The organism is Kluyvera georgiana ATCC 51603 (assembly GCF_001654985.1).
Classification (GTDB): Bacteria; Pseudomonadota; Gammaproteobacteria; order Enterobacterales; family Enterobacteriaceae; genus Kluyvera; species Kluyvera georgiana.
Map to the genome: position 1 here is coordinate 1 of NZ_LXEU01000008.1, position 11112 is coordinate 11112.

The following is an 11112-nucleotide window of genomic DNA, read 5'->3' on the forward strand; positions in this document are numbered from 1 at the left end:
TAAAAAAATCCCCGCCATAAGGCAGGGATTTATAATTCTTAGCGGCGTGAACTTACAGAGAAGTTACGTTGCCAGCTGCCGGGCCTTTAGCGCCGTTTTCGATGGTGAAGGAAACTTTCTGACCTTCGTCCAGGGATTTGTAGCCATCGTTCTGGATAGCAGAGAAGTGTACGAACACGTCTTTAGAACCATCGTCAGGAGTGATGAAGCCGAAACCTTTGTCAGCGTTGAACCATTTTACGATACCAGTCATTTTACCGGACATAGAAATTACCTTTAGAAATTAATTGAGCCTTACGGCGATATGGCATGCTTTACAGAATTTAAAGCGTAAAGGAAATGTCGCTACGAGGGGTACCAATGGATAACCTTGAAGGGAACTGCTTTACTCAACTGCTTTGTGGTCTGTATGTCAAACCGTGGAGGCATTAACGCATACTTCAGACCTCAAAAGCAAACGTTATCTGCCCATATTTTTCAACGGACCGGGAATGTTCGGCGATCGAGTTCACGCTAATGTACTGATAAATAGGTAGACTTAGGCTTATATGAGCATTTGTAAAAAAACGTCATGAGACCCCGGCAGGCTGGCTGCCGGGGCAAGAATTAGACTTTTTGCGCCGACTCCGGTAGCGATGCCGGGCCGCTGGCACCTTGATTCTGCTGATGTTTACTGGCTACGTGTTTGATCATCAGCGCAATCGCGGACAGCACCGCCGGGATAGCCAGCAGGGCGAAAATGGTTTTAAAGGACAGCTCGGCCTGCATCAGGAATGCGCCGCTGAAGGCGCCAAGAATCCCCCCGAAGCGACCCAGCCCCAGCATCCAGGCGACGCCGGTAGCGCGCCCTTGCGTTGGGTAGAACCCGGCGGCAAGCGCGGGCATTGACGACTGCGCGCCGTTCATGATGGTGCCAGCGATAAACACCATCACGCCCATCAGGACCAGGCTGCTGGTTGAGAAACCCACCAGGCAGACAAAAACGCCGGTCAGCAGATACCCTACTGCCACCACCTTATTGGGGTTAATTTTGTCCATCAGCGCGCCCAGTACCAGCACGCCAATACCGCCACCCAGCGGGAACAGAGCGGTAATGACCGAAGCCTGACTCAGGGGCGCGCCGGTTTCGCGGATCAGCAGCGGCAGCCAGCTGGTCAGCAGATAGAAAATCAGCAGCCCCATGAAGTAGGTCAGACACAGCATGATGGTGCCTACGAGGTAGCGTGGGGAGAAAATCACGCCCAGCGCGGACTGCTCTTTCACCTGGCCGACCTCCTGCAACACAAAGTACGTGTTGTCAGGCAGCGGCGCGATGCGGCGCAAAATGCGGGCAATCTGCTGTTGAGGCTGATTTTTTACCGCCAGATAACGCGCGGACTCCGGCAGCAGGAAAATAAGCGCTACGGCCAGCGCCAGCGGCATCACGCCACCGAGAATCAGCACGCTCTGCCAGCCATAGTGTGGGATCAACCATGCGGAGATAAAGCCGCCCATTGAGGAGCCAATCGGGAAACCGACGAACATCAGGTTCACCAGCAGCGCGCGACGGCGTTCGGGTGCGTATTCGCTCATCAGCGTCGCGGCGTTAGGCATTGCCGCCCCCAGCCCCAGGCCGGTTAAGAAACGCAGGATGGTCAGCTGCGTCAGCGAGGTGGCGAACGCGGTAATCAAACTGAAGCCGCCAAAAACCAGAATGGACAGGACCAGCACTTTTTTACGGCCGATACGGTCAGCCATTGGGCCTGCGGTCAATGCGCCCACGGCGAGACCAACCAGCGCGGCACTCATCACGGGGCCGAGATCGGCCTTCTGCACGCCCCATTCTTGTACCAGGTCAGAGGCAATAAAGCCGATAATGGCGGTATCAAACCCATCCATGGCGACGGTCACAAAGCACAGCACCAGAATCATCCACTGATACTTTGAGAAAGGATGGCGGTTGATAAAAGCCTGAATATCCGTTGTTGTCTGTGTTGTCATGCGGTAATTCCTGCTAAGCGTTGTCAGAGAGCGGGTTTATCCTCTTGTCTCTCTCACGGGTAATGAGGCGTTTGGGCGATTATCGAACGTATTGTCGTTAATCGTTCATTTAATCAAATCACTTACCCGGCCTTCCTACAACGTACCGCCCGGCGGAAGTGTGCGATTATCGTTCCCTATGCTCTCGAGGAAACGCTGATTTAACCAAAAATGATTGAATATCATTATATTAGAGTGCTTTCTCTTATCTGATTTCATTGTCATAAATGTGATGGATGCAACAGGTTGTTAACATTTCTACAGAACGGCGGGGGAACGTATGAAAAAGGTATCTTGCGACGCGGCTCTGGACTATCCTTGTCACCGTTAGGCACGCGTGTGCCGGTTTGCGCTTTTTTTGGCTGAAGGAGTAAGAAAATGGCGACAGGAAAGTCCTGCTCTCGCTGGTTTGCGCCTGTTGCGGCGTTGTTGATGGTTGTTAGCCTGAGTGGGTGTTTTGATAAGGAAGGCGATCAGCGTAAAGCATTCGTCGATTTCCTGCAGAATACAGTAATGCGTGGCGGTGAACGCCTGCCAACGCTGACCGCTGACCAGAAAAAACAATTCGGTCCGTTTGTGTCCGACTACGCCGTCATTTATGGCTATTCACAGCAGGTGAGTCAGGCGATGGACGCGGGCCTGCGCCCGGTTGTTGACAGCGTGAACGCTATTCGCGTACCGCAGGATTACATGACCCAGCGTGAGCCGCTGCGTCAGGCAAATGGTTCACTGGGTGTACTGAGCCAGCAGCTGCAAAACGCTAAAATGCAGGCCGACGCCGCACACGCTGCGCTGAAGCAGGCGGACGATCTGAAGCCGGTCTTCGATCAGGTTTATAGCAAAGTGGTTACCGCCCCGTCGCAGGCGCTGGAGCCGCTGATCCCTGCCGCGCAGGTCTTCACCCAGCAGCTGGTGCAGGTTGGCGACTTTGTTGCTCAGCAGGGTACGCAGGTGAGTTTTGTGGCGAACGGTATTCAGTTCCCGACGTCACAGCAGGCAAGCCAGTATAACGCGCTGATTGGCCCGCTAGCCGCGCAGCACCAGGCCTTTAGCCAGGCCTGGACGGCAGCAGTAAACGCCACGAAATAAGCATAATGACAGCCCGGCACCCGCCGGGCTGTGTCGTTTTATCCCGCAATCTGCGGGTTCACGCAGTTCTTCTCTACCTTCCCTTGCAGCGCATCAATCAGGTTATCGACCGCGCAGGCCGCCATGTTGTAGCGGGTTTCGTGCGTTGCGGAGCCAATATGCGGCAGGGCGACGACGTTGGGCATCTTCAGCAGCGGGGAGCTGGCCGGCAGCGGTTCCTGCTCGAAGACGTCCAGCCCTGCGGCGTGGATATCGCCGTTACGCAGCGCGGAGATCAGCGCCTTCTCGTCGACCACCGGGCCACGCCCCGCGTTGATAAAGATAGCGGAGGACTTCATGCGCGCAAACTGCTCGGCGCCGAACAGATGGTACGTTTCATCGGTCAGCGGCAGGATCAGGCAGACAAAATCGGCTTCATCCAGCAGCGTGTTGAGGTCGCAGTAGCGAGCGTTGAAACGCTCCTCTGCCTGCTCGTGGCGACGGCGTGCGTTGTAAAGAATCGGCATATTGAAGCCGAAATGGGCACGCTGTGCCAGCGCCATCCCGATGCGGCCCATGCCGACAATCCCCAGCGTTTTATGGTGCACATCGATGCCAAACCAGTCCGGACCGATGCTCTTCGTCCACTCACCGCCTTTCACGCGCTCGGCCACTTCGACCACACGACGAGCGGAGCTGAGTACCAGCGCCATTACCGTGTCGGCGACCGTTTCGGTCAGCACCGTCGGCGTGTGCATCAGCAGTACGCGACGGGCGTTAAGCGCCTCGACGTCAAAATTATCGTAGCCCACGGAGATGGTGGACGCCGCGCGAAGCTTCGGCATCTTCTCCAGCAGGGCGGTATTGACGGCTTCGCTTGAGCCCAGCAGGCCTTCCGCGTTGGCGAATGCCTGAGCGTGTTGCGCCACCGTCTCCGGGCGTAGGTTAGGTACCTGGGTAACGGAAAAATGTTCTTCCAGGCGACGTAGCAAATCGTCAGGTAACGCTTTATAGAGAATAATGGACGGCTTCATGCGAATCTCCGTGAGTTAAAATTTAAGCGTGGCGTGCGCCAACGGGTAGCGGTTGATTATGAGCAGGCTTAACAATCAAAGTTAGCCATACTGAGGCAAAAAGCGCTATCCCCATAAAAATGTATGATGCCGACGGGCTGCCGGTAGCGCCGTTGAGATAGCCAACGAACCACGAGCCGAAGAATGAACCCAGTGCGCCCATGCTGTTAATCAGCGCCATTGCACCGCCTGCGACGTTGCGCGGCAGCATCTCAGGAATGATGGCGAAGAACGGGCCGTACGGGGCGTACATTGCGGCACCGGCAATCACCAGCAGAATATAAGAAAGCCAGAAGTGATCGGCCCCGACGGCCCAGGAGCCGATAAAGGCAAAACCGGCAAGCAGCAGCAGCGGCCAGACGAACAGGCGGCGGTTCTGCAATTTATCAGAAGCCCAGGACACCACGATCATCGCCACCGTGGCGGCCAGATACGGCACGGAAGAGAGCCAGCCCACTTCGACCATCCCTAAGTTCGCGCCGCCGCTGCGGATGATCGATGGCAGCCACAGAACGAAACCGTAGACCCCGATGCTCCAGGCAAAATACTGCATGCACAGCAGAATCACGTTACGCGAACGGAAGGCCTCACCGTAGTTGCGAACGGCCTTAATTCCCTGCTGTTCGCGTTCCAGTTGCGCCTGAAGCGCGGCTTTTTCCGATTCGTTCAACCAGCCGACCTGTGAGGGCTTATCTTTTACCAGCACCCACCAACAGAAGGCCCAGATAACCGCCGGGAAGCCTTCAATAATAAACATCTCGCGCCAGCCGAGCGCCTGAATCAGGTAACCCGACACTACCGACATCCACAGTACCGTAACCGGGTTGCCGAGGATGAGAAACGTGTTGGCGCGTGAGCGTTCCGACTTTGTAAACCAGTTGCTGATGTAAATCAGCATGGCAGGCATGACGGCGGCCTCGACGACGCCAAGAATAAAGCGAATTGCCGCCAGCGCCGGAATATTGGTGACCATCCCGGTCAGCGAGGCACAGACGCCCCACAGCACCAGGCAGGTAAAGATGAGCTTACGTACGCTGCGACGCTCGGCGTAGATAGCGCCGGGAATCTGGAAGAAGAAGTAGCCGAGGAAGAACAGGGCGCCCAGCAGGGAGGAGATCCCTTTGGTAATACCCAGATCTTCGGTGATCCCGGCGGCGGAGGCGAAACTAAAGTTCGCGCGGTCAAGGTACGCCAGGCTGTACGTGATAAACACGATCGGCATGATGTACCACCAACGTTTTGCTGCGTTTATTGAGCTGTTCATAGGCCTGCCTCTATTGTCGCTTCGCCGCCGCTGTATGTAGGGTACAGGGTGGCACTATCGTAACGTGACGTTATTCGCCTAACGCTTCACGCGTGGGTAAACCTTCACTGTCGCCCTGGACCTGAATGGCCAGCGCGCCAATTTTATTGCCTCGGGTGACGGCCTGATGCAGCGAACGGCCTTCCAGCAGCGCGCTGATGACGCCGACGGCAAAACCGTCCCCGGCACCGACGGTGTCGACCACGTTATCCACTTTTACCGGGGCAACGTTGCCCTGTTCACCGGAGGCTGTTTTGTACCAGGCACCGTCAGCGCCCGTTTTCAGCACCACCGCTTTCACCCCCTGATTGAGATAGAAATCGGCGATGCCTTCCGGCGTCTGCTGTCCGGTTAAAATCATGCCTTCTTTCAAGCCGGGTAAAACCCAGTCAGCCTGGAACGCAAGCTGGTTGAGTTTCTCCACCATTTCCGCTTCGCTTTTCCACAGCACCGGACGCAGGTTCGGGTCGAAAGAGAGGGTTTTACCCTGCGCTTTCATCGTGCGGGCCGTGTGGTCCAGCAGCGCATAAGAGCTGGCGGAGAGCGCTGCCGCCACGCCGCTTAAGTGCAGATGGCGAGCACTGGCGAAGTAATCATCGTGATAATCGGCAACGGAGAGATGGCTGGCTGCGGAGCCTTTGCGGAAGTATTCCACAATGGGATCGGTTCCATTTTCGACTTTAGATTTTAGCTGAAAGCCGGTTGCATGCTGTGGATCGATGGTGACGCCGCAAGCATCAATACCCTCTTTTTTCAGCGAGTTAAGGACAAAGCGGCCAAAGCTATCGTTACCCACGCGGCTGACCCAGCCCACCTTCAGCCCCAGGCGCGCCAGACCGGTGGCCACGTTCAGCTCTGCTCCCGCCACGCGCTTGATAAAATGCTCCACGTCGGCCACGTCGCCGATCTGCGTCGCCACAAACATCGCCATCGCTTCGCCGATGGTGATGACATCCAGGGAATGTTTCATCGCTTACTCCTTACGTAATAGTTCGACGTAGCGGCGGGTAACCGCAGCCAGGTCGGCCCCTTCCAGCGGAAACTCAATGCCACGCGGCACATCGATCGGTAGCTGGTTTAGCAGCGCCAGCCAGCGGGCATCGGCCTCATCAGGCGGAACCGCGCGGTAGCTGTCGTGATGCGGCGCGGCGGCTTTGACGTGAATATAACCAACGGACGGCGCCAACTGCTCCGCCGCAGTTTCCGGCGTATCGCCGACCCACAGCCAGTTGCCCATATCGAACGTGAGTTGTACGGGAAGTTTCTGCATATGGCAGGCGGCGTTGAAACGTTGCATTGGCGGCAGGCGTCCACAGGCCGTTTGATCGTTCTCGACCACCAGCTTCATGCCGCTGCTTGCCAGCCAGTCGCGTAGCGTGTTGAACGACTCGGTATGGTGAAAGTGGCCCAGCGACACTTTCAGCCACAGCGCACGCAGCGTGGCGGCTTCCTGAAGCAAAGCGGGGAGCTGAGGATTAAGAGAACCATCGGCCATAAACAGCGCTTCAGGCGCGGAGTAACAGGCCTGCAGGCCGGATGATTGAATCGCTGATGCCAGCGCGGGCAGCGCCTGAAGCTCTGCGGAGGTAAACATCTCGCGGCGGATTTCTACGCCATCAGCCCCGGCAGCGGCGATGATGGGCAACATGGCGGCTTGCCCGCCTGCGCTGCGTACCGCGTCGTGGCCATAAGCGGCGGTGACCACCATAATTTTTCTTTGCATAGGGACTCCGAATCTAACGCTATGTCTAATACGCTAGATGGAATCGGTTCCAAAGAAAATCTCACCGTGCTGAATTTATGATCGCCATCACGAAGGAAGATTAACGGGCCGTGGAACCACGCACGATCAGCTCGCCGGAAAAGACCTGCTCATGAATGGCATCCGCCGCTCCTTCAATGCGGCGCACCACCTGCTCTACGGCGGCGTAGCCAATCTGCCAGGTCGGCTGCTTGAGAGTGGTAATGCCCACGCCCGCCAGTTCGGCCCATTCCAGTTCGTCAAACCCCAGCAGGCCGATGTCGCTACCCCAGTTCAAGCCGATGCGTTTGAGCGAACGTGCAACCTGAAGGGTCAGCGCGCCGTTGGCGGAGATCACCGCTTTACGCATTCCGCGGTGCTGCTGGTGGAACTGGCGCAGCGTGTTATCAAGCTGAGCGTTCTCTGCCAGCGGCACTTCGGCATTTTCGGCGACGACGCCGGGATAACGGGCCAGCGTGGCGCGGAAGGCGCTCAGGCGTTCGCGCCGGGTGTTGACGGTGCCTAGCGGTTCGCTCAGGAACAGCAGCGCCTCAAACCCTTGCTCAATCAAGTGTTCAGTGGCGGTGGTGGCAGCCTGGGTGTTATCGAGCCCGACCGCGTCGCAGGCGAAGTCCGGAATTTTACGGTCGATTAGCACCATCGGTAGCGCGGACTGCTGCAAACGTTGCAGCCCCTCTTCACGCATGCCGACGGCGTTGACGACAATCCCTTCGACCTGATAGCTGCGCAGCAGATCAAGATAGTGCAGCTCCTGGTCCACCTCGTTATTGGTGTTACACACCAGCGGGGTGAAGCCTTTTTCGCGGCAGGCGGCTTCAATGCCGCTGAGCACGTTGACGGAGTAGGGGTTGGTGATATCGGCAATGATCAGGCCTATCAGGCGGGTACGACCGCGCTTCAGGCTGCGGGCCATCAGGCTTGGGCGATAGTCGAGCTCGGCAATGGCGGCTTCAATGCGGGCCAGCAGCGCGTCGGAGAGCAGATGCTTCTCGCCGTTAAGGTAACGGGAAATGCTGGTTTTGCCGGTTTTCGCCGCTTTTGCCACATCGCTGATGGTGGGGCGCGCTGATTTTGCCATGGGAAGGTCTCTCGCCTGAAAGTGACAACACCTTAGCGCGAAAATCTGTCTAATCAAGTATTTTGCCGGGTGGAGAGGCCACCCGGCGATGAGATTACTGCATCGGGCTTAAGGTAATTTCTACGCGACGGTTCTGCGCTTTGCCTTCTTCGGTGCTGTTGCTGGCGATAGGATTCGCTGGTCCCATACCGGTGGTACGCACGCGTGCAGCGGCGACACCCTGGGTGATCAGCGAACTGGCTACCGAGTCGGCGCGCTGCTGAGACAGCTTCATGTTGAGCTGCTGGCTACCGGTGCTGTCGGTATAGCCGACAACGTTCACCGCCGTTTTTTCATACTCTTTCAGTACCATGGCTACGCCGGTTAAGGTGTTGGCGCCTGCCGGTTTCAGGGTGGCGGAGGAGCTGTCGAAAGTGACGTTATTTGGCATATTCAGCACGATATTGTCACCGTTACGGGTGACGCTGACGCCGGTTCCCTGCATTTTTTGGCGCAGTTTCGCTTCCTGCACATCCATGTAGTAACCAACGCCGCCGCCGAGCGCCGCACCTGCGGCTGCACCGATCAGCGCGCCTTTACCGCGATCTTTCTTGGAAGACGAGAGCGCGCCAACGCCCGCGCCCACCAGAGAGCCAATGCCCGCGCCGATGCCGGATTTACCCACTTCGCGCTCGCCGGTGTAAGGGTTTGTGGTGCAGCCTGATATCGCCAGCGCGCCGCTGACGATGGCAGCGATCGCAAATACACGTTTTTTCATCTTAATTCCTTAATGACATTCTTATTTTTCGCCACAGCGACCGTGGCGCGTCATTATGACTGGCGAAATAGCTGAAAATTCTTGGGAACTCTCTGAAATTTGTAAGTAACATTGAATGGCGCAAAACATAACCGACACCACCTGCAGGAGCGCCCATTTGTCTACGTCATCTTCTCCCTATACCGTTTTAACCGCAGCCCACTGGGGCCCCATGCTTGTCGGGACCGACGGCGAGCAGGTGCTCTCTTCACGCGGGGCGCTACAGACGTCGTTTACCAATTCGCTGCAAAGCGTGGTGCGCGATCAGGTACACAGCAAAACCCGTGTGCGTTACCCCATGGTGCGAAAAGGCTTCCTGGCATCGCCGGATAGCCCTCAAGGCACACGCGGGCAGGATGAATTTGTGCGGGTAAGCTGGGATGACGCGCTCACGCTAATCGATCGCCAGCATCGGCGTATTCGTGAAACCTATGGCCCGGTATCGATTTTTGCCGGCTCCTACGGCTGGCGTTCTAACGGCGTATTGCACAAGGCGGCGACGTTGCTACAGCGCTATATGAGCCTGGCGGGCGGCTACACCGGCCATCTGGGGGATTATTCGACCGGGGCCGCGCAGGCAATCATGCCGCATGTGGTGGGTGGGAATGAGGTGTATCAGCAGCAAACCAGCTGGCCAATGGTGCTGGAGCACACCGACGTGGTGGTGCTATGGAGTGCTAACCCACTGAATACGCTGAAAATAGCCTGGAATGCTTCCGACGAGCAGGGGTTGCCTTATTTTGAACAGCTGCGCCAGAGCGGTAAACGACTGATCTGTATCGATCCCATGCGTTCGGAAACCGTCGACTTCTTTGGCGAGTCGATGGAGTGGATAGCGCCGCACATGGGCACCGACGTGGCGTTGATGCTCGGCATCGCCCACACGCTGCTGATCAATAACTGGCACGATAGCGACTTTTTATCGCGATATACCGTAGGTTTCCCGACATTTGCCCAATATCTGTTGGGCGAAAGCGATGGTGAAGCAAAAACTGCCGAGTGGGCAGCCACAATTTGTGGTGTTCATGCCGATAAAATTCGCGAACTGGCAGAATTGTTCCATAAAAATACCACTATGTTGATGTCTGGCTGGGGAATGCAGCGTCAGCAGTACGGCGAGCAAAAGCACTGGATGCTGGTTACGCTGGCGGCAATGCTAGGGCAGATTGGTACGCCGGGCGGCGGCTTTGGGCTGTCTTATCATTTCGCCAACGGCGGCAACCCGACGCGGCGCGCGGCGGTACTGGCTTCGATGCAGGGCACGGTACCGGGCGGCGTCGATACGGTCGATAAAATCCCGGTCGCACGCATTGTCGAAGCGCTGGAAAACCCCGGTGCGCCGTATCAGCACAATGGTATGGATCGCCACTTTCCAGACATTCGCTTTGTCTGGTGGGCGGGCGGCGCCAACTTTACCCATCATCAGGATACCAACCGCTTGATTCGCGCCTGGCAAAAGCCAGAATTGGTCGTGATTTCTGAATGCAACTGGACGGCAGCGGCGCGGCACGCGGATATCGTTCTGCCCGCCACCACCTCGTTTGAGCGCAACGATCTGACCATGACCGGCGACTACAGCAATCAGCACCTGGTGCCGATGAAGCAGGTTGTGCCGCCACGCGATGAAGCCCGTGACGACTTTACGGTGTTTGCCGACCTGTCAGAGCGGTGGGAGCAGGGCGGTCGGGCGCGCTTTACCGAAGGGAAAAGCGAGCTGGAGTGGCTGGAGACCTTCTACCGAATCGCCGCTCAACGCGGCGCGAGCCAGCAGGTGACGCTGCCGCCGTTTGAGCGTTTCTGGCAGGATAACGTGCTGATTGAAATGCCGGAAAGCGAGCAGAACGCGGATTTTGTTCGCTTTGCTGCCTTCCGCGCCGATCCGCAGGCCAATCCGCTGAAAACGCCGAGCGGCAAAATCGAAATTTACTCCGAGCGTATTGCCAGCTTCCAGTATGCCGACTGTCCGCCGCACCCGATGTGGCTGGCGCCGGATGAGTGGCATGTCGTATAACT

The 11112-nt window shown here is 57.1% G+C and carries 9 protein-coding genes and 1 pseudogene; 2 read left to right on the plus strand and 8 right to left on the minus strand.

The features are described 5' to 3' along the window. Window positions 1–52: 52 nt before the first annotated feature. Window positions 53–265 (minus strand): transcription antiterminator/RNA stability regulator CspE, encoded by a 213-nt coding sequence (gene cspE / locus M989_RS01620; RefSeq protein WP_035893107.1) that lies wholly within the window; start codon window positions 263–265, stop codon window positions 53–55. 341 nt (window positions 266–606) lie between these two features. Then, window positions 607–1980, minus strand: coding sequence for an MFS transporter (locus tag M989_RS01625; RefSeq protein WP_064541134.1), 1374 nt, complete (start codon window positions 1978–1980; stop codon window positions 607–609). A gap of 417 nt (window positions 1981–2397) precedes the next feature. Between M989_RS01625 and M989_RS01630 the strand changes: the two genes are divergently transcribed. Then, complete coding sequence (locus tag M989_RS01630; protein ID WP_064541137.1) at window positions 2398–3108, plus strand: DUF3053 domain-containing protein; 711 nt, start codon at window positions 2398–2400, stop codon at window positions 3106–3108. Between the two features lie 38 nt (window positions 3109–3146). On the opposite strand, the gene ghrB is transcribed toward M989_RS01630, so the two are convergent. The 6 genes from ghrB to M989_RS01660 form a co-directional block, all read right to left on the minus strand. Next, window positions 3147–4121, minus strand: a complete 975-nt coding sequence (ghrB, locus tag M989_RS01635) for a glyoxylate/hydroxypyruvate reductase GhrB (RefSeq protein WP_064541139.1) — start codon at window positions 4119–4121, stop codon at window positions 3147–3149. A 22-nt stretch (window positions 4122–4143) separates the two neighbouring features. Then, window positions 4144–5424 carry an MFS transporter gene (locus tag M989_RS01640; RefSeq protein ID WP_064541142.1) on the minus strand — a complete coding sequence of 427 codons (1281 nt, stop codon included), beginning with the start codon at window positions 5422–5424 and terminating at the stop codon, window positions 4144–4146. 70 nt (window positions 5425–5494) lie between these two features. Beyond that, window positions 5495–6433 carry a sugar kinase gene (locus tag M989_RS01645; protein WP_064541145.1) on the minus strand — a complete coding sequence of 313 codons (939 nt, stop codon included), beginning with the start codon at window positions 6431–6433 and terminating at the stop codon, window positions 5495–5497. Between the two features lie 3 nt (window positions 6434–6436). Next, window positions 6437–7186, minus strand: coding sequence for a sugar phosphate isomerase/epimerase family protein (locus tag M989_RS01650; RefSeq protein WP_064541147.1), 750 nt, complete (start codon window positions 7184–7186; stop codon window positions 6437–6439). A 100-nt stretch (window positions 7187–7286) separates the two neighbouring features. Then, a complete protein-coding gene (locus M989_RS01655; RefSeq protein WP_064541150.1) occupies window positions 7287–8303 on the minus strand; it encodes a LacI family DNA-binding transcriptional regulator in 1017 nt (338 codons plus the stop codon). 94 nt (window positions 8304–8397) lie between these two features. Then, the gene (locus M989_RS01660) at window positions 8398–9060 is read right to left on the minus strand and encodes an OmpA family lipoprotein (protein WP_064541153.1); all 663 of its coding nucleotides are present in this window, start codon (window positions 9058–9060) and stop codon (window positions 8398–8400) included. Window positions 9061–9217: 157 nt separating this feature from the next. Here M989_RS01660 and M989_RS01665 point away from each other — a divergent pair. Further along, window positions 9218–11101, plus strand: a pseudogene (locus M989_RS01665) (molybdopterin-dependent oxidoreductase); the annotation flags it as partial. Window positions 11102–11112 lie beyond the last annotated feature (11 nt).

Coding starts and splice junctions, on each gene's coding strand:
- ghrB (WP_064541139.1), bottom strand. CDS start 4,121: ATGAAGCCGTCCATTATTCTCTATAAAGCGTTACCTGACGATTTGCTA.
- M989_RS01630 (WP_064541137.1), top strand. CDS start 2,398: ATGGCGACAGGAAAGTCCTGCTCTCGCTGGTTTGCGCCTGTTGCGGCG.
- M989_RS01640 (WP_064541142.1), bottom strand. CDS start 5,424: ATGAACAGCTCAATAAACGCAGCAAAACGTTGGTGGTACATCATGCCG.
- M989_RS01625 (WP_064541134.1), bottom strand. CDS start 1,980: ATGACAACACAGACAACAACGGATATTCAGGCTTTTATCAACCGCCAT.
- M989_RS01650 (WP_064541147.1), bottom strand. CDS start 7,186: ATGCAAAGAAAAATTATGGTGGTCACCGCCGCTTATGGCCACGACGCG.
- M989_RS01660 (WP_064541153.1), bottom strand. CDS start 9,060: ATGAAAAAACGTGTATTTGCGATCGCTGCCATCGTCAGCGGCGCGCTG.
- M989_RS01655 (WP_064541150.1), bottom strand. CDS start 8,303: ATGGCAAAATCAGCGCGCCCCACCATCAGCGATGTGGCAAAAGCGGCG.
- M989_RS01645 (WP_064541145.1), bottom strand. CDS start 6,433: ATGAAACATTCCCTGGATGTCATCACCATCGGCGAAGCGATGGCGATG.
- cspE (WP_035893107.1), bottom strand. CDS start 265: ATGTCCGGTAAAATGACTGGTATCGTAAAATGGTTCAACGCTGACAAA.